The 22,580-nt window shown below is 59.1% G+C and carries 21 protein-coding genes; 11 read left to right on the forward strand and 10 right to left on the reverse strand.

Going from position 1 to position 22,580, the window contains the following annotated elements:
- The first annotated feature begins 28 nt into the window (after nt 1–28).
- The 3 genes from SOP95_RS14810 to SOP95_RS14820 all read left to right on the forward strand — a co-directional run bounded on the left by SOP95_RS14810 (nt 29) and on the right by SOP95_RS14820 (nt 2,705).
- Nucleotides 29–976 (forward strand): LysR substrate-binding domain-containing protein, encoded by a 948-nt coding sequence (locus tag SOP95_RS14810; RefSeq protein ID WP_323607442.1) that lies wholly within the window; start codon nt 29–31, stop codon nt 974–976.
- Between the two features lie 216 nt (nt 977–1,192).
- On the forward strand, nt 1,193–1,954 hold the full coding sequence (locus SOP95_RS14815) for a hypothetical protein (protein ID WP_323607443.1): 762 nt from the start codon (nt 1,193–1,195) through the stop codon (nt 1,952–1,954).
- Nucleotides 1,955–2,024: 70 nt separating this feature from the next.
- Entirely contained in the window at nt 2,025–2,705 is a 681-nt protein-coding gene (locus SOP95_RS14820) for a hypothetical protein (protein WP_274076832.1), read from the forward strand.
- A 72-nt stretch (nt 2,706–2,777) separates the two neighbouring features.
- Here the strand turns inward: SOP95_RS14820 and SOP95_RS14825 are convergent, their stop codons facing one another.
- Nucleotides 2,778–4,847: an AsmA family protein gene (locus SOP95_RS14825; RefSeq protein ID WP_323607444.1), complete on the reverse strand. Its 2,070-nt coding sequence runs from the start codon at nt 4,845–4,847 to the stop codon at nt 2,778–2,780.
- A gap of 378 nt (nt 4,848–5,225) precedes the next feature.
- Here SOP95_RS14825 and SOP95_RS14830 point away from each other — a divergent pair, with 378 nt between their 5' ends.
- The 7 genes from SOP95_RS14830 (at nt 5,226) to SOP95_RS14860 (ending at nt 10,242) form a co-directional block, all read left to right on the forward strand.
- On the forward strand, nt 5,226–5,606 hold the full coding sequence (locus SOP95_RS14830) for a hypothetical protein (RefSeq protein WP_274076830.1): 381 nt from the start codon (nt 5,226–5,228) through the stop codon (nt 5,604–5,606).
- Nucleotides 5,607–5,775: 169 nt separating this feature from the next.
- A complete protein-coding gene (locus tag SOP95_RS14835) occupies nt 5,776–6,408 on the forward strand; it encodes a TetR family transcriptional regulator (RefSeq protein ID WP_274076829.1) in 633 nt (210 codons plus the stop codon).
- A gap of 187 nt (nt 6,409–6,595) precedes the next feature.
- Nucleotides 6,596–7,096, forward strand: a complete 501-nt coding sequence (ureE, locus tag SOP95_RS14840) for an urease accessory protein UreE (RefSeq protein ID WP_323607445.1) — start codon at nt 6,596–6,598, stop codon at nt 7,094–7,096.
- On the forward strand, nt 7,093–7,767 hold the full coding sequence (locus tag SOP95_RS14845; protein WP_274076827.1) for an urease accessory protein UreF: 675 nt from the start codon (nt 7,093–7,095) through the stop codon (nt 7,765–7,767). The genes ureE and SOP95_RS14845 overlap by 4 nt, the downstream gene beginning before the upstream one ends.
- A gap of 23 nt (nt 7,768–7,790) precedes the next feature.
- Nucleotides 7,791–8,405, forward strand: a complete 615-nt coding sequence (ureG, locus tag SOP95_RS14850; protein ID WP_274076826.1) for an urease accessory protein UreG — start codon at nt 7,791–7,793, stop codon at nt 8,403–8,405.
- 29 nt (nt 8,406–8,434) lie between these two features.
- Nucleotides 8,435–9,007 carry a HupE/UreJ family protein gene (locus SOP95_RS14855; RefSeq protein WP_323607446.1) on the forward strand — a complete coding sequence of 191 codons (573 nt, stop codon included), beginning with the start codon at nt 8,435–8,437 and terminating at the stop codon, nt 9,005–9,007.
- A 101-nt stretch (nt 9,008–9,108) separates the two neighbouring features.
- A complete protein-coding gene (locus SOP95_RS14860; RefSeq protein WP_323607447.1) occupies nt 9,109–10,242 on the forward strand; it encodes an AGE family epimerase/isomerase in 1,134 nt (377 codons plus the stop codon).
- A 39-nt stretch (nt 10,243–10,281) separates the two neighbouring features.
- Here the strand turns inward: SOP95_RS14860 and SOP95_RS14865 are convergent, their stop codons facing one another.
- From SOP95_RS14865 to amaB, 9 genes are all read right to left on the reverse strand, one after another.
- The gene (locus tag SOP95_RS14865; RefSeq protein WP_274076823.1) at nt 10,282–11,187 is read right to left on the reverse strand and encodes a cation diffusion facilitator family transporter; all 906 of its coding nucleotides are present in this window, start codon (nt 11,185–11,187) and stop codon (nt 10,282–10,284) included.
- 170 nt (nt 11,188–11,357) lie between these two features.
- Nucleotides 11,358–12,128 carry an SDR family oxidoreductase gene (locus SOP95_RS14870; RefSeq protein ID WP_274076822.1) on the reverse strand — a complete coding sequence of 257 codons (771 nt, stop codon included), beginning with the start codon at nt 12,126–12,128 and terminating at the stop codon, nt 11,358–11,360.
- Between the two features lie 835 nt (nt 12,129–12,963).
- A complete protein-coding gene (locus tag SOP95_RS14875; RefSeq protein ID WP_274076821.1) occupies nt 12,964–13,680 on the reverse strand; it encodes an ABC transporter ATP-binding protein in 717 nt (238 codons plus the stop codon).
- Nucleotides 13,677–14,549 carry an ABC transporter ATP-binding protein gene (locus SOP95_RS14880; RefSeq protein ID WP_323607448.1) on the reverse strand — a complete coding sequence of 291 codons (873 nt, stop codon included), beginning with the start codon at nt 14,547–14,549 and terminating at the stop codon, nt 13,677–13,679. The genes SOP95_RS14875 and SOP95_RS14880 overlap by 4 nt, the downstream gene beginning before the upstream one ends.
- Nucleotides 14,546–15,829: a high-affinity branched-chain amino acid ABC transporter permease LivM gene (gene livM, locus SOP95_RS14885; RefSeq protein ID WP_274076819.1), complete on the reverse strand. Its 1,284-nt coding sequence runs from the start codon at nt 15,827–15,829 to the stop codon at nt 14,546–14,548. The genes SOP95_RS14880 and livM overlap by 4 nt, the downstream gene beginning before the upstream one ends.
- A gap of 3 nt (nt 15,830–15,832) precedes the next feature.
- On the reverse strand, nt 15,833–16,747 hold the full coding sequence (locus SOP95_RS14890) for an ABC transporter permease subunit (RefSeq protein ID WP_046819754.1): 915 nt from the start codon (nt 16,745–16,747) through the stop codon (nt 15,833–15,835).
- Between the two features lie 255 nt (nt 16,748–17,002).
- The gene (locus SOP95_RS14895; protein ID WP_323607449.1) at nt 17,003–18,136 is read right to left on the reverse strand and encodes a branched-chain amino acid ABC transporter substrate-binding protein; all 1,134 of its coding nucleotides are present in this window, start codon (nt 18,134–18,136) and stop codon (nt 17,003–17,005) included.
- Nucleotides 18,137–18,498: 362 nt separating this feature from the next.
- The gene (amaA, locus tag SOP95_RS14900) at nt 18,499–19,782 is read right to left on the reverse strand and encodes an L-pipecolate oxidase (RefSeq protein WP_274076817.1); all 1,284 of its coding nucleotides are present in this window, start codon (nt 19,780–19,782) and stop codon (nt 18,499–18,501) included.
- 154 nt (nt 19,783–19,936) lie between these two features.
- Nucleotides 19,937–21,427 (reverse strand): L-piperidine-6-carboxylate dehydrogenase, encoded by a 1,491-nt coding sequence (amaB, locus tag SOP95_RS14905; RefSeq protein ID WP_274076816.1) that lies wholly within the window; start codon nt 21,425–21,427, stop codon nt 19,937–19,939.
- Nucleotides 21,428–21,602: 175 nt separating this feature from the next.
- Here amaB and SOP95_RS14910 point away from each other — a divergent pair, with 175 nt between their 5' ends.
- Nucleotides 21,603–22,505, forward strand: a complete 903-nt coding sequence (locus SOP95_RS14910) for a LysR family transcriptional regulator (RefSeq protein ID WP_274076815.1) — start codon at nt 21,603–21,605, stop codon at nt 22,503–22,505.
- The last annotated feature ends 75 nt before the right edge of the window (nt 22,506–22,580 follow it).

Consider the following 22,580-nt stretch of genomic DNA (forward strand, 5'->3'; position numbering starts at 1 on the left):
ATGAATCTATTTCATCCATGGAGATATCATGTTTGCCTCATTGCCATTGACCGCCCTGCGCGCTTTCGAATCCGCCTCGCGCCTGCTGAGTTTCAAGGCCGCCGCCGAGGAGCTTTCAGTGACACCGACGGCGGTGTCTCACCAGATCCGCTCGCTCGAGAGTTGGCTAGGTGTGGCGCTATTCGAACGCTTGCCACGCCAGGTGCGCCTGACCGAAGGTGGCGAACGGCTGTTCCACAGCCTGCACGGCGCCTTGCTGGAAGTGGCGCAAAGCGTCGACACCCTGCGTCCGCACCGCAGCGGCACGAACCTGACGATCTCCACCACCGCCGCCTTCGCCGCCCTGTGGCTGGTGCCGCGCCTGGGCCGATTCTATGCTCGACACCCCAACATCAGCCTGCGCCTGGACACCCATTGCGAAGTGATCGATCTGCATCAGGACGCCAGTGTCGACCTGGTGGTGCGCTACAGCCTCGATGACTATCCGAACCTGTATGGCCTTTGCCTGTTCGACGAGTCTTTCGGAGTTTACGGCTCGCCGGAACAAGTGGCCTTGGCTACCCATCACACGCCTACGCTGATCAGCGTGCGCTGGCACAATTCCAAGCTCTACGCCCATGGCTGGGAAGCCTGGTGCGCACAGTCCGGCGAGGATTGGTTGGCGGGTCAGCCCACCGTGCGCGAATACGATGAAGAACATTACGCCTTGCAAGCGGCGATTGCCGGTCAGGGCCTGGTGCTGGCGAGTAATATCCTGATTTCAGAAAGCGTGGCCAGTGGGTTGCTGATGGCTTATCGGGGGGAAATCCAGGTTGATGGTGCCGGTTACAGCGCACTGTGTGTACCGGGACGTGAGCGACATCCACCGGTGCGTGATTTTTTTGCGTGGTTGCGGGAGGAAGCTCGAATGTCCGGACTATTGCCTGGCGGCAACTTGGACTTTGAGTCCCCTGGACATAAAATATCACACTCGTAGTGCAACCTGCAGACCGAATACAACGAAAATTAAAAAACCTTCAACAACTAGACAGCTTGCTTAAACCCTCCACAAAGTTTACTTCACCACCTGCTGCACCCGCATAAAAAAACTAACAGCATAGAGTTACAAAGACTCGCTAGACATCAACACGTAGTTCTTTATATTGAACCAACAGACAAACACTCTGTTCAAAAACTATAAAGGACTATAGACATGCACATCGAACAAAGACTTGAACTTCTGGACTCTCTGCCTCCTCTGCCCGCAGCCAGCATGCCAACCATTCGAGCTTTCGCACCTGAAGTTCCGATTGATCCAAACAAGCCAAGCGGAACCGTTGGAAATGAAATGGTCAACCTATTCATGGCGGGCACTGGCGAACAAAATCGTAGAGACGTCAATAGCTGCAAGCAATTAGTACAACATGCAGCCACTAAACTTTACGACCCGCAAAAAGAGCTATACCAGTGGTACAAGTATTACGTCGACACTTTGCAAAAGCTCGGCTGGATTACCCAAGCCTCACAATTAAAAGAGCAGACAATTAAACGTAGCGGTTTGACAATGGACACCGTGGCTCTGTATGTGATGCAAGGCTTTGTAGGCGCTAACATTTCAAAACTAGCGGAACTGGCTGGTAAAGGCTTGGCAAAAATCAAACAAAGTGACGGCCTGGTTGATATTTATAACGGTACAGCCAATGTCGGATCTGACGCAAAATTTGACATGTCACCGATTTGGGAGACCAAGGAAGGCTACCCAATGATGATTCTTAACTGCAATACCCTGAACGTACGTGAAAGCAGTCGAGGTATTCTTTGGTGGAAGTCAACAACCCAGGAAACAAGAATAAAAACAGCCGCACAGGCCGTATACCTCAACGTGGACGTTTATGCGGGGATACGTCAAGCTGTTCTTGATAAAATCGGCGCTACCGCCAAAAACGCACTTGCCGACATTCCGAACATGGACTGATAAATATTCTCGAATAGTAGCTCGCGAGTCCTCACGAGCTATTTCAATTATAATGAAAGCGAAAAACTCTATGACCGACACTACATTGGACATCTATATTGTCGATGGAAACGTCACTTTGTTTTTTGGAGAGCATTCAAACTCTTTCAAAAGTGACATTTTGAATTCCAGCTTGCTAGCGCATCTGGTTTCAAATCCGAAGGGCATTGCTACAGATGACTGGTTCCACTCGTACAAAAAACTCTTGGGATCACTATCATGGCTACTTAAAAGCGACGGCACTCAAAACCCCAAAGTGCAATCAGCGAGCATCTCAAGCCTTGCAAAACTTGCTTTATCCCGTTATCTATCAGCCACTCAGCTGGATAAGATGACCGAATGTCTCTCTGAAATAAAACACTTACCAAATGATTCCGAAATCCTGTCTGCAATACAAAAAAGACTCCAAACAACAGATAACAGCGTCAAACAGACAACCACGACAATCTGCCCTCTTCTGACCATTGTTTGCGATGGCGGAATGGTCATATCATCGCTGATTCGCTTCGAGACTAGTGGCCGCATTGACGTTTCCATTTTCGACGAAGAACTGCCATCGAGTAAAATAAATGGCACACCGAAAATCAACCAGTGGATTACTTTTCTGGGCGAAGAAAACTATGCCAACATTCGAAATACCGTAATTGAAAAGCTCGGCAGCAAAATTAAAACAAGACTATTTCACCTTGATGCTGCCTCCTCGTCAAACTAGCACTTATGTGCCATACGACCCGCACGCTATTGGCAAACTCGACACCATTAGCGTGCGCTCCTAAACAGGCTTCTATCTTTCGACGGACTTCGGTGCTTTACCCGCCTTCATCTGCTCCAGCAACGGCGCGCACTGATTCGGTTCTCCGCCACTTGGTGCAACCAACGCCAACAACCCCGCCGCCGGCGCGGCAATCACACCCAGTGCAACCATCCCGGCCCCACGCAACATCAAGGGTACGGCTTTCACGCCAGCGTCGGGCTTGATGAACTTGCCTCGCACATACAGCGGCGAACGCAGTGAGATCAGCCGCCAGCCCTTGGATTCCGGCGTGATGGTCAAGTCCAGCTGCTCGGTGGCCATGTTCGCCGTGCCATCGATGTAAATGATCGCGTTCTCGGTATCGAAGACGAACAACCGCGTAGTGGCCAGACCACTCTTGATATCGAAATCGGCAGCGGCGCAGTTGATCTTCACTTCTTTGTCGCCAAAGATCTTGCCAACCACATAGTTGCCTACGTTCAACCCGGCCAACTCCATCAACTCACGACTGATGGCGCCGTCATTGATCAGCATTTTCAGCTTGCCATTGGCACTGCCCAGCAACTTGGCCACCGAGTTGCCGCGCCCGGTAATGTCGGCATCGCCATTGAGTTCGCCGAAGCTGGTTTTCATTGGCTCGAAGGTCGGGAACAACTGCTTGAGCTTGAAGCCCCGGGCGGTCAGTTTTGCCTGGCCTTCCAGCGGTTCGGTGTGCCCGTTCAGGCGAATCTGCGCATCCAGCTTGCCACCGGCCACGCCGAATCGCAGCGGTTCCAGACTGAGTACGCCATCGGTGAGCACCAGGTGCGTGTAGAGGTCGTTGAATGGCAACTTTTCGCTATGGACGATGCGCTTGCCGGTGAATTCTACATCCGCGTCCATGTCGCGCCAGCGATCCGTCTTGAACTCCTCGACCGGCAGTACTTTGTCCGCCGGCTGTTTGCTCTCGCCGCCGCGGGCTTTCTGCTTGGCATTGGAGTCGGCGCCGATCAACGGTGCCAGGTCGGCAAACAACAATTGATTGGATAGCAGCGAACCGCTGAGTTTGGGCCGTGGCTTGCCAGCGACGTAGGTCAGGCTGCCATGGATGTCGCTCGCGCCGATCGTGCCGTTGAATTCCTCATAACGAAATACCGCACCGCCCGGCTCATGCAGCTTTGCGATCAGATGGCCGTCGGTGGCATAGGGCGGCGTATCCGGCAGGGTCACGCCGGTCAGGGGATAGAGGTTGCCCAGGCTGGCGCCGGCCAGTTTCAGGCGCAGATCCAGGGCGCCCAGATTCAGTGGATCGGTCAGCGTGCCGGCCAGCTCGACGCTGGTATCGGCAATCTTCGCTTGCGCCTGCAGCGGAAACGGCCGGGCCGCGTCCTGCAGCGCCAGCAAGCCGCCGATCTTGCCCTGACCCGTGAGTTTCTGGCCGTGATACTGGCCTTTGACCTTCAGGGCAAACGCGTAATCCTGGGGCGCAGCGCCTTGCTCGGACACGGTTTTCGCCGCTTTGTCGCCGACGATTTCGCTGAAGGGAATCGGCTTGCCCAGGGGGTCGATCAGCAGGTCCAGTTGGGTTTTCAGGCTCTGGTCGTCGAGGGTGACATGTCCCTTGTCGAAGCCGATCGCGCCGATATCCAACACCCAGGGTGAGGGCTCGGCGTTCGGGTCTTTCGGGTCGAACTTGAAGGTCCAGTTGGCACGACCGTCGGCCAGGCGTTGCAACTCGGCATTGGGTTCGGTGAGGTCGATGCGGGGGATCACCACGCGCTGCGCCAACAAGGCCAGGGGCGATATGCGCAGCTCGACGCGCTTGAGGCTGGCCATCTGCGGTGCCTTCGACCAGTCCGGGTTGCCCAGGCTCAGGTCTTCCGCCACCACGTGCGGCCAGGGCACCCAGGCCCGCCAGCCGCCCTCGTCGGGCTCGCGCTGCCAGACTACCGCCAGATTGCCGTTGATGGCGAAGGGGCGGTGCAGTTCTTCGGACACCTTGGCATTGAGGGGCGGTTTGATCCGGTTCCAGTCGAAGAACACGATGATCAGCACCAGCACGGCCAACAACACAACGAAGCTGGCCAGGGTCCAGGCGAGAATCTTACGGGTGCGCGTCATTGCACAGAGCTCCTGATACGGCTGAGCGCCACGATCGCGATGCTCAGGAGAAACGCAGGGCCAGAACCGGCCCATCATGCAATCTACGACTGGAAAATGGCCCGCAGGTTTAATGGAAAAGCCGATTTAGCCGCAATTGACGGTGTTCAACGCGGCCCCCTCCTCCCGTCCGACGTTACCGGCGACGCACTTTTGCGTGGCGCGGGCGAGTCGAAAATACCCACCGCAGTGCGTCGCAAAGGCCCGGTTTACAAGGGCTGTAGAGAACAATCAATTCCGTTGATTATTAACATTGCGTTTATGAACTTTTATATCGACTTATCGAGAGTAGCATTGCCCTCGTACCCAATTTATCGCACTCCTACGGAGCACCCCATCATGAAACGCCAACTTCTGCTTAGCCTTACACTTTCAATGCTGGCCAGCACCGCTTTTGCACTGCCAGCCGCCGACCAGGCTACCCCGCAAGTCAAAGACACTCACTCGGTGTTCAGCCAAACCGTCGCCGCTGATGGCTCCGACCGCACTCCAGGTCAAACTATTGCCGAAGGTGGTAACGATCGCCTGAAAGAAAAAGGCCTGATCACTGAAGACGGCTACGATCAAACCCCACAAGGTCAAACTGTTGCAGAGGACGGCTACGACCAGACTCCACAAGGTCAAACCGTTGCCGCTGATGGTTCCGACCGTACCCCAGGTCAAACCGTTGCCGAAGGCGGTGGTGACCGTGTCATCGAACGCAACAGCGCTATGAGCTGAGCCCATGGCGGCCCCGAAAAAAAGCCCAATCACCGGATTGGGCTTTTGACTTTCTGGCTGTTCCGTTTATCGAAGCCGTACCTCCCCGCCTGATTCCCTCTGTCATTCGACGCCGGCAAAGCCGATTTGCTAGAGTGCGCCGCAGTCCTTTTCAGAAAACGCCCTTGCGATGCTGCCCCGCGCCGAACAGAAACAACAAACCCGTAACGCCTTGATGGACGCGGCCCGCCATTTGATGGAGGGCGGCCGAGGATTCGGCAGCCTGAGCCTGCGCGAAGTGGCGAAAACCGCCGGAATCGTCCCCACCGGTTTCTACCGGCATTTTACCGACATGGATGAGCTCGGCCTGGTGCTGGTGAGCGAGGTCGGCCAGACCTTCCGTGAAACCATTCGCCTGGTGCGCCACAACGAGTTCGTCATGGGCGGCATCATCGACGCGTCCGTGCGGATTTTTCTCGATGTGGTGTCAGCCAACCGTTCGCAATTCCTGTTCCTGGCCAGGGAACAGTATGGTGGCTCGTTACCGGTACGCCTGGCCATCGGTCGACTGCGCGAAAACATCAGTTCGGACCTGGCCGCCGACCTGTCCCTGATGCCGAAACTGCAACACCTGGACATGGCCGGCCTGAGCGTCATGGCCGACCTGATCGTCAAAAGCGTGTTCGCCACCTTGCCGGACATTATCGATCCGCCGGTCGAGGCGCTGCCCGAGCACTTGACGCCCCAGGCAAAGATTACCCAACAGCTGCGGTTCATCTTTATCGGCCTCAAGCATTGGCAGGGGCTCGGCAGTACCGAGTAAGCACCGCGAAAGAACACCTGACTGGCTTCAACCTGGTGCACATGGAAAAAACCGTGCACCAATTTCAGCCAAAACCCTCGACACCCAGAAACTTTTCCTACGCCTCCTACAGGTATTTCCTACGCATCCCCGGATTGGCAAGCCCCTTGCTCTAGCCTGAGCATTGTCCATTGCTGGAAGCTTTCCGATGCTGGTGATTCATCGCAGAATCGACCCTCAACCCGACTGGGCCGCCGAACTTCACTTGACCTTCGAAGCCCGGAGCAAAAGCCGTTTGCGCTGTTTCAGTGCCCAGGGCGAAGACGTCGGGTTGTTTTTGGAGCGGGGTCAATCGCCCTTGTATGACGGCGAATGTCTGCAAGCCGAGGATGGCCGCGTTGTCCGTGTCTGTGCCCGTCCCGAGCAATTGCTGCACGTCACCTGCGCCAATGCCTTCGAACTGACCCGTGCCGCCTATCACCTGGGCAATCGCCATGTGGCCTTGCAAGTGGGCGACGGCTGGTTGCGCCTGCTCGACGACTACGTGCTCAAGGCCATGCTCGAACAACTCGGCGCCGAGGCCGAGCCCATCGAAGCTGCGTTTCAACCTGAACACGGCGCCTACGGCGGCGGCCATCATCATTCGCGTCACGGTGATGAAGACTTCAACTACCCGCCAAAACTGCACCAGTTCGGCGTGCGCCCATGAACCCTGCATGGGCATTGCTGCGCCTGGCCAGTCCGCAGTTGCCGATTGGCGGCTACAGCTATTCCCAGGGCCTGGAAATGGCCGTGGACAACGGCCGTGTGCACGATCCCGACAGCGCGCGCCGCTGGATCAGTGATCAGCTGTTGCTCAATCTCGCCCGTTTCGAGGCGCCGCTGCTACTCGCCCATTGCGTGGCGGCGGCCGAGGAAAACTGGAGCGAACTGCTGCAGCGCTGCGAAGAACACCGCGCCAGCCGGGAAACCCGCGAGCTGCATCAGGAAAGCCGGCAAATGGGCTACTCCTTGCAGCAGTTGCTCAACGGCCTGCCTGAGCTTGATTCAGCAGCGCGCGCCTTTCTCCAGCAACGACCCGAACCCCACCTGGCCCTGGGCTGGGCGCTGGCCGCTCGCGCCTGGCAGATCAGCCCGCAGGATGCGCTGGCCGCGTGGCTTTGGAGCTGGCTGGAAAACCAACTGGCGGTACTGATGAAAACCCTGCCATTGGGCCAGCAGGCCGCGCAGCGCCTGACCAGTGAACTGCTGCCGCTGCTGCAACAAGCCCAGCAGGACGCTACCCGAATCAACCCCGAACACTATGGCAGCGCCGCGTTTGGCCTGTCCCTGGCGTGTATGGCCCACGAGCGCCAGTACAGCCGCCTGTTCCGTTCCTAGGGCCTTTCATTTTGGAGAATCACATGAACACCCAACCTTTGCGCGTCGGCATCGGCGGCCCGGTCGGTTCCGGCAAAACCGCCCTGACCCTGGCCCTGTGCCTGGCCCTGCGCGAACGCTACAACCTGGCCGTGGTGACCAACGACATCTACACCCGCGAAGACGCGGATTTCCTGGTGCGCAACGAAGCGTTGGCGCCGGAACGCATCATCGGCGTGGAAACCGGCGGCTGCCCACACACGGCGATCCGCGAAGACGCTTCGATCAACCTCGAAGCCGTGGATCAGTTGAACCGCCGCTTCCCGGGGCTCGACCTGATCCTGGTGGAATCCGGTGGCGACAATCTCTCGGCCACCTTCAGCCCGGAGCTGTCCGACCTGACCATCTACGTGATTGACGTTTCCGCGGGCGACAAGCTGCCACGCAAAGGCGGACCGGGGATCTGCAAATCCGATCTGCTGGTGATCAATAAAATCGACCTGGCGCCGCTGGTGGGTGCGTCGCTGACCCTGATGGACAGCGACACCACGCGCATGCGCAACGGCAAGCCGTTCGTGTTCAGCAACCAGAAGACCGGCCAGGGCCTGGAAGAGATCATCGCCTTCATCGAACGCCAGGGCCTGCTGACGGCAGCCTGACCATGACTTATCAACAAGGAAGCTTCTGCATGACACTCAAACGCATTCTGGGCGCCATGGCCCTGCTGTTGACACCGGCCATTGCGCTGGCCCACCCGGGGCACGGTGACAATGGCTTGATCGCCGGTATTGGCCACCCGATCGGTGGCCTCGATCATCTGTTGGCGATGCTCGCGGTTGGCTTGTGGGCGGCGCAGCAGCAAGGTGCTGCGCGCTGGGTGCTGCCGTGCACGTTCGTTGGCACCATGCTGATTGGCGGGATGCTGGGGTTTGAAGGGTTGGAACTGCCGGTAATGGAAGGCGGGATTGCTGCGTCTGTGCTGGCGTTGGGCCTGGCGGTTGCCTTGGCGGTGCGTCCGCCTTTGAGTCTGGCGATGGGTGCCACTGCACTGTTCGCATTGTTCCATGGCGTGGCCCATGGCCTGGAATTGCCGGACATGTCGAGTCCTTGGGCGTATGCGGCAGGGTTTGTGGCGGCGACCGCAGCGCTGCATACCGCCGGTTATGTGATGGTGCGGGTGTTGCCTCAGGTGGCGGCGCCGCTGGTTCGACTGGCGGGTGCGGCTTCGGCGGCGACCGGAGTCTGGTTGTTGGCCGGCTAGCTCTCTATCGATTGTGCTCGCGAAGGCGGCCGGACAGACACCACATCCCTCAGGCCTGCTAACATGTCGCGCAATCAACCCTGCCGTGACGACGCCAGCCAATGCCGCCTGTTTCCCGCTCCGCCTCCCAGCCTGAACTGACCGCCCTGTTTGCCTCGGTGCAACAGCACTTCCAGGACGTGATCGTGCCGCTTTGGCAAGGCCCCGGCTGGAATGCCGACATGGCGCTGCCCTATGAGGCGCTGGACGCCGAGCACACGCCGCTGCCCCCGCAACGCTACCGGGCCATGGCCTGCGCGCGGCAGTTGTACCTGTTCGCCAGCCTGATCGACCAGGTGCCCGGCGCGCAGGAACGCGCGGCGGCGCTGTTCCGTTCCTTGCAGCGGCACTTCCACGATGCCGAGCACGGGGGCTGGTTCTACAGCATCGACCCCCAGGGCGCGCCGCTGGATCAGCGTAAAGACCTCTACACCCACGCCTTCATTCTGTTCGCCTGCGCCCATTACTGGGACAAAGTCCGCGAGCCGCTGGTGGAATCGGTGCTCAACGCCGCCCTGGAAGTGATCGCGCAACGTTTCGCCAGCGGCGACGGCCTCTACGAAGCGAGCCTGGATCGTGACTGGTCATCGCTGAACAGCGGACCGCTGCAGAATCCGCTGATGCACCTGGCTGAAGCCTTCCTCGCCACGCTGGCAGTGCGTGAAGACCTCGCCGTGCAGCAGGCGCTTGTCGACTTATGCACAGGGATGCAGCAGCGTTTTATCGATCCGCAGCACGGCGTGTTGATGGAAAAACCCTTGGGTGCTGTGGATAACTGGTTCGAACCGGGGCATCAGTTCGAGTGGTATTTCCTGCTGGAGTCGTCCGAGTTGCTGCGCGGTTCACCCTTGCACGCTTCGCTGGAGCGCGCCTTTGCCTTCACCGAGCAATTGGGCGTCGATCCACAGACCGGTGCCGTGCGGGCCATGCTCGACCTGGGGCCGGACGGCTGTTCTCGGGACGCGACGCAGCGAATCTGGGCCCAGGCCGAGTACCTGCGTGCATTGACCCTGCGGCCGGGCAGCGAGGCTGCGGTACTTCGCCAGTTGCAGGCGTTGCAACAGCGCTCGCTGCACGCGGGTGGCTGGTATGAATGCCGGGACGAGCAGGGTGAAGTGAGCCGTCGGGACATGCCGTCGACTACGCCTTATCACTTGGCGACTTGTTACCGTGGGTTGGCTGAGTATCTCGACTGACAGCTAAAAGATCGCAGCCTGCGGCAGCTCCTACAGGATTTACGCGATCCACTTCTTGTCCCCGGTAAAGCTGATGGTCAGCCACCTCGCCGCATCAGGCTTGCCGAGCTTCGCGGAAATTTCCTCTCGCAGCGCATCCAGCTGCACCACGCTGTGCAGCCGGTAATCCGTCGGCAACACGATGTGAATCTCGATAAAACAGGCCCGGCCGTGTTTCTGCACGTAGGAAACGTAGTCGTCGAAACCATGCTCGATCTTCGCCTCCGCCAGCACCTGATTCACCTTGTCGTCCAGCTGATCCGGGGCGATTCCCAGCACATCACGCAATGCCGGGCCAAGAATCCTGAAAGCCGGCGCGAGCATGCTCAGGGCCAGCAGGATCAGGATCAGCGGATCGACATAAACCGCCCACTCGGCGTAACCCTGGGTTTTGAGCAACAGTGCGGCGAGAAAGCTCACCAGCAAGCCTGCCGACAGCATCGCGTCTACCAGCCAGCTGATGTTGTCGAATTGCAGCAGCGTTGATTTCAGTTTTCGATTGCGATGGCGCACGTAGAAGAAATAGGCGAACTCAACGACGGTAAACACCGCCGCGTAGACGATCACCAGCCCAAGCTCAATCTCGCGGCCACCATTGATGATGCCGAACACACCGTTGAGAAACGCGTAGATGGCGATCAGCAACAGGAAGCTGCCTTCGATCAGCAGCACCATGGGTTCCAGATGCCAGAAACCAAACTGGAAACGCTGGTTGCTTTCCTTGGCGATCAATTTTGCGGTGATCAGCATCAGCACCTTGATAAAGGTCGCGATCAGCGAGAAGAAGCCATCGAACAGGATGGATTGGGCGCCTGAGACAACGCCGGTGACGATACCGGCGATCGCCACGGCCAGCATCAGGAAGGTCGATTGCTTGAGCAGCGCCTGCTCGCCTCGGTTGCTCACATGGTCTCCTCGAACCTTTGAGCCGCAGGGTGCGGCGGGGTGTTGGATGAGGAGTCTAGCTGATGTCCGGCGCTGTCTGTTCCGCCCCCTTCGCGAGCAAGCCCGCTCCCACAGGGTTAGGCGCAATACCTGTGGGAGCGAGCTTGCTCGCGATTGGCCATAACGCGGTCTTACGCCTTGCCACCACTGCGATCAATCGCAAACCCGGCCCAGGTCTGGCTCACCGGCATCAGCTCCAGGCTGTTGATGTTGATATGCGCCGGGGCATTGAGGACCCAGAAAATGGTGTCGGCAATGTCTTGCGGCTGGATCGGCTCGGCACCGGCGTAGGTGGCGTTATAACGCTCCTGGTCACCGGCGAAACGCACCAGGGAGAACTCGCTCTCACACAGCCCCGGTTCGATGTTGCTGACCCGCACGCCGGTTCCCTGAAGGTCGCAGCGCAGGTTCAGGGAGAACTGTTTGACGAACGCCTTGCTCGCGCCATACACATGGCTGCCCGGGTAAGGGTAGTTGCCGGCGATGGATCCCAGGTTGACGATGCCGGCGCCACGGCCATGGGCGATCAGGCGCGGCAGCAGCAGACGCGTGCTGTACATCAGGCCTTTGATGTTGGTATCGACCATGGTGTCCCAATCGTCCAGGTCGCACTTGGGCGCCGGGTCGACACCCAGGGCCAGGCCTGCGTTGTTGATAAGTCCGCGCAGCTTGGCGAAGGACGGCGGCAGGTTGGCAATGGCTTCCTCCATGGCCTTGCGGTCGCGCACATCGAGCACCAGGCCATGCACCTCGGTCTGCTTCGACAACTCGGCGCACAGGGCGTTGAGGCGCTCTTCACGACGCCCCGTCAGCACCAGTTTCCAGCCGGCTTCGGCAAAACGTCGGGCACAGGCTTCACCAAAACCGGAAGTCGCGCCGGTGATAAACAGGGTGTTGGACATGGTGTTCTCCTTGCTACGGCTGATCGGCAGCCATTGGAATAGAAAATCAGCAGGCAGCATGCCCGGCCTTGCGCACAGCGGCAACCTGCGTGCTATCTGTACAAAAAACGAGCAAAGCTTGCAACGCCTTGCCGGCCGTGGCCTGCAGACATGTGCGCGCACGTTATCCACAAGCCGGTCCACAGTCTCTGGGGGCAAGTGGAAAAGCTGAAAGCCGCTATCCACAAGGCTTTGCGGGCTGATTTGAAACTTTTTTGCTTGACCCACATTGGCCTGCTGTGCAGCCAGGGGTCAATTTCCCGACCGGGCGGTCAAGCCCGCGGTGGCTCCAAGCCAGTAACCACGGCCCTCAGCCGAGTCTTTCCAGAGTTTAACCACAGACTTATCCACAGGCTTGCTCACTGGATTGGACCACACTTTCCTCACCAAGAAAAAGGTTGACAAAGCCGCCTTGAAGGCCAGAAAAAATGCCTGGTCAAAAAACAACCATAGCGCTGCAGGCCACGTATTCAAAGGCGTTCAGACAGCTACTCCCACGTTATTCACAGCCAGTTCCACAGCAAACGGGGACAAGTCAAAACCGTGACAAAACAACTATTTGCAGCGGCTTTATGTCGCGCTTTCGGAGGTCCTCAATTTTGTTTTCCACAATTTCCCTTTACCTCACACCGCCGCTCTTGTAGGAGCTGCCGAAGGCTGCGATCTTTTGATCTTGATCTTTAAAAACAAGATCAAAAGATCGCAGCCTCGTTGCACGAGACAGCTCCTACAGAATTTGCGCGGGCGAAAAAAAACGCCCTGGTTTCGTCAGGGCGTTTTTATTGGACGCTAAGGCCTAGTGCCCGCCGAGATACGCGTTACGCACATCCTCATTGACCAACAGCTCCTTGCCGGTACCGGTCATGCGAATCTCGCCATTGACCATCACATAGGCCCGGTCCGACAGCCGCAGCGCATGGTTGGCGTTCTGCTCGACCAGGAAAATGGTCATGCCGGTCTTGGCCAGTTCCCGCAGGGTCGCGAAGATCTGCTTGACCACGATGGGTGCCAGCCCGAGGCTCGGCTCATCGAGCAAGAGCAATTTCGGCCGGCTCATCAGGGCCCGGGCGATGGCCAGCATCTGCTGCTCGCCACCGGACATGGTCATCGCACGCTGGGTGCGCCGCTCTTCGAGCCGCGGGAACAGCTGGAACATGCGCTGCATGTCTTCCTTGGCGTACTTGTCACCGATAGGGATGGTGCCCATCAGCAGGTTTTCCTCGACGGTCATGTCGGGGAACACCCGCCGCCCTTCCGGCGACTGTGCGATGCCGTTGGAGGCGATGTAGTGCGATGATTTGTGGGTGATGTCCACGCCCTGGTAGAGGATCTGCCCGTCCGCCGCCCGCGGCTGACCGAAGATCGACATCAGCAGGGTCGACTTGCCGGCACCGTTGGAGCCGATCAGGCTGACGGTTTCCCCTTCGTTGATGTGCAGCGAAACGTTCTTCAGGGCCTGGATCGGCCCGTAGAACACATCCAGGTCCTTGAGTTCGAGGATGGGTTGGCTCATACCACTTCCTCTTCATCGGCGCCCAGGTAGGCGGCAATCACTTTCGGGTCGTTGCGGATGTCGTCGGGGCCGCCCTCGGCGATGACGACGCCGTGGTCCAGTACCACGATGTGGTCGGAAATACTCATTACCATGCCCATGTCGTGTTCGATCAGCACCACGGTCAGATCGTGCTCGTCGCGCAGCAGCCGGATCATCGCGCTCAGCGCTTCGGTTTCCTGAGGGTTGAGGCCGGCGGCCGGTTCGTCGAGGCAGATGATCTGCGGACGGGTGCACATGGCCCGGGCGATTTCCAGGCGGCGTTGCTGGCCGTAGGACAGTTCACCGGCCAGGCGGTTGGCGCAGTCCACCAGGTCTACCACTTCCAGCCAGTAGAAGGCGTGGTCCAGCGCATCGCTTTCGGCCTTGCGGTAGCCCTTGGTATTGAGGATGCCGGCCAGCATGTTGCGGTTGACCCACATGTGCTGGGCCACCAGCAGGTTTTCCAGCACCGACATTTCCTTGAACAGGCGAATGTTCTGGAACGTCCGCGCCAGGCCCGCCCGGTTCACCAGGTGGGTGCCGCCGAACATTTTGTAGCGCAGCCGGGTGATGAAGTTTTTTGGCGAGACGAAATCGGTCGGCTTGAACGATTCGCCGAGCAACTTGATGACGTTGGTCTGCTGCCCGCGCACATTGAGTTCGATCTTGCCGCCCGAGGCCTTGTAGAACCCGGTCAGACAGTTGAACACCGTGGTCTTGCCGGCACCGTTGGGGCCGATCAGGGCGAAGATCGAGTTGCGCTTGACCTTCAGGCTCACATCATTCAACGCCTTGATGCCGCCGAAGTGCATCATCAGCTTCTCTACGGAGAGTACGACTTCGCTCATGGCGCTACTCCTTTACGCGGGGTCACACCGGTACGGCTGATCCGAATCAGGCCACGCGGTCTCCAGATCATCATCAACACCATCAGGATGCCGAACAGCAGCACGCGGTATTCGGCGAAGCCACGCAGCAGTTCCGGAGCCACGGTCAGGACGAAGGCCGCAATGACCACGCCTATGGTCGAACCCATGCCGCCGAGGACCACGATGGCGAGGATCAGGGCCGATTCGAAGAAGGTGAACGAGGTCGGGTTGACGAAGCCCTGGTAGGTGGCGAAGAACACGCCGGCCAGGCCCGCCGTCGATGCGCCGATGGTGAAGGCCGAGAGCTTGACCAGCACGTGGTTCAGGCCCATGGAGCGGCAGGCGATTTCGTCTTCACGCAGGGCTTCCCAGGCGCGACCAACCGGCATCTTGACCAGGCGATGCTTGATGTACAGCACGGCCAGAACCACCAGGAACAACACTGCGTAGATGAAGTAGTACTTCACGTCCGGGTTGTAGGCGATGCCGAAGAACTCATGGAACGGCACGCCGCCATCCTTCGCGCGCTTGCCGAATTCCAGGCCGAAGAAGGTCGGCAGGGGTGCCGGCATGCCGTTCGGGCCGCCGGTCAGGGACAGCCAGTTGTTGAGGATCAACCGGATGATTTCACCAAAACCCAGGGTCACGATCGCCAGGTAGTCACCGTGCAGGCGCAGTACCGGGAAACCGAGGATGCAACCAGCCAGCCCGGCGGCGATCGCCGCCAGCGGCAGCACCGTCCAGAAGCCCAACCCCAGGTACTGATAACCGAGCGCCAGGCCGTAGGCACCGATGGCGTAGAACGCCACGTAACCCAGGTCGAGCAGGCCGGCCAGGCCGACTACGATGTTCAGCCCCAGGCCCAGCAGCACGTAGATCAGCCCGAGGATGACCACGCCCAGCAGGTAGGAGTTGGAGAAAAACGGGAACACCACGGCGAGGACGATCATCAGCGGGATGATCCAGCGCAACCGCGACTTGTAGTCGGGTGCCAGTACATGCACCCCAGAGCCGGTGCTTTCAAAACCTTCGAGGATGCTCAAGCCCTTGGGGGTTTGCAGGAACATGCTCAAGGCAAAACGACCGGCCATGACGATGGCGACAATCCACGCCACGCGGCTGGTTTCCAGATTGAAGCCATAGCCATCGAGGACAACCCCGACAATCGGCCCGAACACGATCAGGGCGATCAGGCCGGCAAGAATCGCGTCAACCAGACTTTTTTTGAGATCAATGGTTTTTTTAGTGGTTGAGGACATCGCTTACACCTTCGACACAAGAGGACGGCCGAGCAGGCCTTGGGGCCGAAAGACCAGAACGAGAACCAGCAGCGAGAAACTGAAAACGTCTTTGTAGTCCGAGTTCACCAGGCCCGAGAACAGCGACTCGGAAATCCCGAGGATGATCCCGCCCAACATGGCGCCTGGCAGTGAGCCGATGCCGCCGAGCACCGCGGCGGTGAACGCCTTGATGCCGATGATGAAGCCGGCATAGAAGTCGAACGTGCCGTAGTTCATGGTGATCAGCACGCCGGCCAGGGCCGCCATCGCTGCACCGATGATGAACACATAGGAAATCACCCGGTCGGTGTTGATCCCCAGGATCGAAGCCATCTTGCGGTCTTGCTGGGTTGCACGGCACATGCGGCCGAGCTTGGTGTACTTGATGATGTAGGTCAGCGCGGCCATCCCGACAAACGCGGCGACCAGAATGAACACCTTGGTGTAGGTCAACTGCACAAAACCTGTGCCGACCTCGACACGCCAGGCCCCCGTGAGCAACGTGGGAACGCCCTGTTGCTTGGCGCCCTGGGCGATCTGCGCATAGTTTTGCAGGATCAGCGAGATACCGATGGCGCTGATCAGCGGTGCCAGTCGGGTGGAGTTACGCAGGGGTTTGTAGGCGACGCGCTCGATGACCCAGCCATACACCGCCGTGACGACGATGGTGAAGATCAGTGTGCCGAGCATCAGCAGAGGGAAGGATTCAATCCCGAAGTATGCCAGCAGAGCCAGACTGATTGCCGCGAGGTAAGCGGAAATCATGTAAACCTCGCCGTGGGCGAAGTTGATCATGCCGATGATGCCATAGACCATTGTGTAGCCGATGGCGATCAGGCCATAGACCGACCCGAGGGTGAGGCCGTTGACCAGTTGCTGCAGGAAAATACCATCCATAACGCAATCTCACGCAATGAGAACCTGCACATGTGGCTGTGCGGTTCTTCTAAGGAAAATACAGATTTACGTCGGAGCAATGTCAATCACGATCAGGCTGGACACCACGTCCCCCTGTAGGAGCTGGCTTGTCGGGTCGCCGCATCGCAGCGAAAGCGGTGTTCCAGCCAACATTGATGTCGACTGAACGGGCGCATTCGCGGGCAAGCCCGCTCCTACAAAGGATCAGTGGGGTTCAGCTGATCGGGTCAGCCCTTACTTCTGTTTTTCCAGCTGGTGGTATTTGCCATCCTTGTCCCACTGGTAAACCACGTAGTCGGAGACTTTCAGGTCGCCCTTGCTGTCCCAGGTCTTATCGCCCATGACGGTCTTGACCGTGTTCTTCTTCAGCCACGCAGCCGCTTCTTCGCCCTTGTTGGACTTGGCGCCGTTGAAGGCCGCCGCGAGGGTCTGGACCGAAGCGTAGGCGTACAGGGTGTAGCCTTCAGGCTCGGTACCGGCCTTGCGGAAGGCGTCTACCACGGTCTTGCTGTCTGGCAGCAGGCGTGGGTCGGCACCGAAGGTCATCAGCACGCCGTCGACGAATTGCGGACCGCCAGCGGTGGTCACCAGCTCGTCGGTCACGATGCCGTCGTCGGACATGAACTTGACGTCTTTCAGGCCTTGTTCACGCAGTTGGCGAACCAGAGGACCGGCTTCCGGGTGCAGGCCACCGAAGTAGACGACGTCGGCGCCGGCACCGCGGATCTTGGTCACGATGGTGCTGAAGTCTTTCTCGCCACGGGTCAGGCCTTCGTACAGCACTGGCGTTACACCGCGCTTGACCAGCTGGGCCTTGGTGGCATCAGCCAGGCCTTGGCCGTAGGTGTCCTTGTCGTGCAGCACGACAACCTTCTTGCCCTTGAGCACGTCGACGATGTAGTCGCCGGCCACGATGCCTTGCTGGTCGTCACGACCGCACATGCGGAACATGGAGCTCAGGCCGCGTTCGGTTACCTGTGGGTTGGTGGAACCTGGAGTGATTGCGATGATGCCTGCTTCGTCGTAGATCTCGGAAGCCGGGATGGTCGAGGAGGAGCAGAAGTGACCGACCACGCCGGCGACTTTCTGGTTGGTCAGGTCTTTGGCGACCGTCACAGCCTGTTTCGGTTCGCAGGCGTCATCGCCCTTGACCAGTACGATTTTTTCCCCGTTGACGCCGCCCGCTGCGTTCACCGCATCGGCTGCTGCCTGTGCACCCTTCATGTACTGCTCGCCAAATGCCGCGTTGGCGCCCGTCATGGGTCCCGCTACGCCGATCTTGATGTCGGCCTGAGCAAACGCAGAAACACCCAACGCAGCTGCCACTGCGAGGGCCAGAAAACCTTTCTTGTAAAACGTCTGGGACATGAGGTGGTGCTCCATGGTTTTTTTAATTGGCACTGCGACTTCACTGACTGCTCAGAGCAAGGGCCGTGCCATCGGTTTTTTATTCTGAAAAAAGTCGCTGCTTTATTATTATTTCGACTGTCTCGGGCCCATTTTCATTGGGCGTGCAACCGTCTAAACCGCGGAAGGTAAAACCATTATTTTTTTGAGGCGCAACCCGCCTGCGCCATCATTGCAACCGCGGCACTAAACGACGTGCAACCAGCCTGTAACAACGTGCGTCACCGAAGTGCACACTACCGGTGCGGGACTGCTACAACCCGCACCATTACAGGCTAGCTGCTGATCGAAAAAGCGCCGCTTTCGACTACAAAAATCAACATTCAGATCACGATCCGCAAGCACTGGCCCGCGTGATACAGCGAAAATCCCGCCTCGTACAGACAGCTGCGCAACCCCACCCCGGCCAATGGCTGCATGGGCGCGAAGGGAATCGGTAGCGCTTGAGGATTTCCGTTACACAAGTAATCGGCAAAGGCCTTGCCGACCACCGTCCCCGTGGTCACACCCCTGCCGTTGTAACCGGTGACTGCCACTAAACCGGGCGCCGGTTCGAACAGGCGCATCAGATGATCGGGGGTGAAGGCGATGCAACCGGTCCAGGTGCACTCCCATTCCACCGGTTTGAGGTAGGGGAAGTAATGCTGCTGCACCCGATCGGCCCAGGCCTTGAGAAACCAGGCCGGCTTCTGGTTGCCATTGCCGAGACTGCCGAGCAGCAGGCGCCCGTCTTTGTCCCGGCGGATACTGCTGAGCACCTGGCGGGTGTCCCAGGACCCCTGGCCACCGGGCAGGATTTGTTGCGCGGCGTCTTCGGTCAGAGGCACCGAGGCCACCTGATAGTAATAACCGGGGAAGAAATTGCGCCGCAACTCGGTCCAGTCGCCTTCGGTGTAGGCGTTGGAAGCGATCACCACCTGTTCGGCCAGGACGGAACCCTGCGCGGTTTGCACCGACCAGCGCTGTCCCTGGCGTTCGAGGCGGGTGACCGGGGAATGATCGAACAACTGACCGCCCAGGCCGATGGCCGCCTTGGCCAATCCCGTTGTGTAGGCCATTGGGTTAAGCGTGCCGGCACGGCGATCGAGCAATGCCGCGGCAATTTTTTTGGTGCCCGTCGCTTGCTCGCAAGCTTGCCCCGTCAGCAGCTCGACGGGCGCGCCACGGCGTTTCCATTGTTCTTCACGACTGCGCAAGTCAGCTTCGCCACGGGCGTTGTGCGCCATGTGCAGCGTGCCTTCGCGGCGCAATTGGCAATCGATGTTGTATTTGTCCACAAGGCTGAACACCAGGGACGGTGCTGCACCGAGCATGCGGTTGAGCTGGCTGCCCACCGCCTCGCCAAACCCGGCTTCGATCTCGTCCGGTGGAATCCACATGCCGGCATTGACCAGCCCGACGTTGCGCCCCGAGCCGCCATGCCCGGCGCGATGGGCTTCGAGCACACACACTGTCTTGCCCTGTTCCAGCAGATGCACCGCCGCCGACAGCCCGGTAAAACCGGCGCCTATGACGCAGACATCGACTTTCACTTCACCCTTGAGCGCCGTATTGTCGGGCCTTTGTGGCGTCAATTTTTCCCACAGACACTCTTCGCGTAACGGCATTGCCAGACTCCAACAGAAACCTAACCAACACACAAATCAGTGTGGGAGCGGGCTTGCTCGCGAAAGCGGTATGTCAGCCACCAATAATGTCGACTGACAGATTGCATTCGCGAGCAAGCCCGCTCCCACAGGGGATCATTGTTTGACTCGAGATTCAGTCAAACGTAATACCCTGCGCCAACGGCAACTCCAGCGAGTAGTTCACGGTATTGGTCTGACGGCGCATGTACCCGCGCCATGCATCCGAACCGGACTCACGACCACCACCGGTCTCTTTCTCGCCACCAAAGGCACCACCGATTTCCGCCCCGCTCGGGCCGATGTTGACGTTGGCGATGCCGCAGTCACTGCCCACTGCCGACATGAACTGCTCGGCTTCACGCACGTCGGTGGTGAAGATGCACGACGACAGGCCTTGCGGCACGGCGTTGTTCAAGCGAAGGGCTTCGTTGAAATCGCTGTAGCCGACCACGTACAGGATCGGTGCGAAGGTTTCATGGCAGACCACATCGCTCTGCTCCGGCATTTCGACGATGGCCGGCGAAACGTAGTAGGCATTGGGGAATTTGTCTTCCAGCTGACGCTTGCCGCCGAACACCCGGCCGCCTTCGCTCAGGGCCTGCTCCAGCGCGTCCTGCATGTTGTCGAAGCTTTGCTTGTCGATCAGCGGACCGATCAGGTTGCCTTCCAGCGGATGGCCGATGCGCACCTTGGAGTAGGCGGCCTTGAGGCGGGTGACGATTTCTTCTTTCACCGACTCGTGAGCGATCAGGCGACGCAGCGTGGTGCAGCGCTGGCCGGCAGTGCCGACGGCGCTGAACAGAATCGCACGTACGGCCATGTCCAGATCGGCGCTTGGGCCGAGGATCATCGCGTTGTTGCCGCCCAATTCGAGGATGCTGCGAGCGAAACGCGCAGCGATTTTCGGCGCCACTTCACGGCCCATGCGGGTGCTGCCGGTGGCGCTGACCAGTGCGACACGCGGGTCATCGACCAGGGCTTCGCCGGCATCGCGGCCGCCAATGATGACCTGGCTCAGACCCGCCGGCGCATCGCTGAAGTTCTTCAGCACGCGGTCGAACAGCGCCTGGCAGGCCAGTGCGGTCAGCGGAGTCTTTTCCGACGGTTTCCAGATCACCGGGTTGCCGCAAACCAGCGCCAGGGCAGCGTTCCAAGCCCAGACCGCAACCGGGAAGTTGAAGGCGCTGATCACGCCGACGACGCCCAGCGGGTGCCAGGTTTCACGCATGTGGTGGCCAGGACGCTCGGAGGCGATGGTCAAGCCGTACAGTTGACGGGACAGGCCGACGGCGAAGTCGCAGATGTCGATCATTTCCTGAACTTCACCCAGGCCTTCCTGGGTGATCTTGCCCGCTTCCCAGGACACCAGCTCGCCGAGATCGGCCTTGTATTCGCGCAGGATGTCACCCAGTTGACGCACCAGCTCGCCGCGACGCGGTGCCGGCACCTTGCGCCACAGTTCGAATGCATGATCTGCACGACTGATGTGCTGCTCGACTTCAGCGGCACCTTCCCAGTTGACGGTGGCAAGGGTGCTGCCATCGATCGGTGAATGCACCGGCACCTTGCCGTTCTGGTACAGGGCCGGATTTACACCAAGACGATCAAGCAATGCGGCAACCATGGGTCACTCCTCAAGCAAAAAACGGAACGTGTGCAGCCGCCGAATCACGACTGATCAGACCTGTAGTTTTAGCGCTCCCGAGGTTACTCAACAAACGACCATTAAGAGAGATATCATTCCGTTTATTCATGCTGTGCATTGCTGGCAATAAAGAGACAAGCAAAAAGGATCGCCCATGCTGAACAAACGCTATTTGCCCTCGATCGCTGCGCTGCAGTGTTTCGAGGCCGTGACCCGCCACCTGAGCTTCACCCGGGCCGCGGAAGAGCTGAACCTGACCCAGAGCGCCGTCAGTAAACAGGTGGCGCAACTGGAAGAGCTGTTGCAGCACCTGCTGTTTCGCCGGGTTCGCCGACGCCTGCAAATGACGCCAGCCGGTGATCTGTACCTGGTGGAAGTACGAAAAATCCTCACCCAGGTTGAGATGTCGACCCATTACCTGCGTTCCTACGGCGGTGAAACCGAAGTCCTGCGCGTCTCCACACCCTCGACCTTCGGCGCTCGCTGGCTGGTGCCTCGCCTCAAGGGTTGGCGCCTGCGTCATCCGTCGATCCACCTGGACCTGTGCAACGAACAGGAAGCCGACGATCTGCTGCAAGGGCGCAGCGACCTGGCGTTCTACTTCGGCCAGGGTTCACGCCCCGGTACAGAATGCCTGAAACTGTTCAGCGAAGAGCTGGTGCCCGTGTGTGCGCCAGGCAGCCTGCCCGACACGCCGTTCACCGACCCGACGCAACTCACCGACCTGGTCCTGCTGCAAAACGCCTCCCGCCCCCAGGCCTGGCACGACTGGTTCGACAGCCAGGGCTACCACACTGAACACAGCTACCACGGCCCGCGTTTTGAAACTTTCTACATGTGCATCCGCGCGGCGCAGGTCGGCTGCGGGGTGGCGCTGCTGCCAAGGTTCCTGGTGGAAGAGGAACTGGCCGACGGCAAACTGGTCATTCCCTGGCAGCATGCAATGCCCAGCACCGACGCCTATTACCTGGCGTACCCGGAACACTCGGCGGAAGTGCCCAAGGTGCGCGATTTCGTGAAGTGGATGCTGGAGCAGGTTGATAGCCCGGAAATTTAGCGTTGCACGCCATCCCTGTGGGAGCGAGCTCGCTCGCGATGACGTCATTACATTCAACACTTTAATTGACTGTCA

Source organism: Pseudomonas sp. YuFO8 (genome assembly GCF_035065025.1).
Lineage (GTDB): Bacteria > Pseudomonadota > Gammaproteobacteria > Pseudomonadales > Pseudomonadaceae > Aquipseudomonas > Aquipseudomonas putida_AE.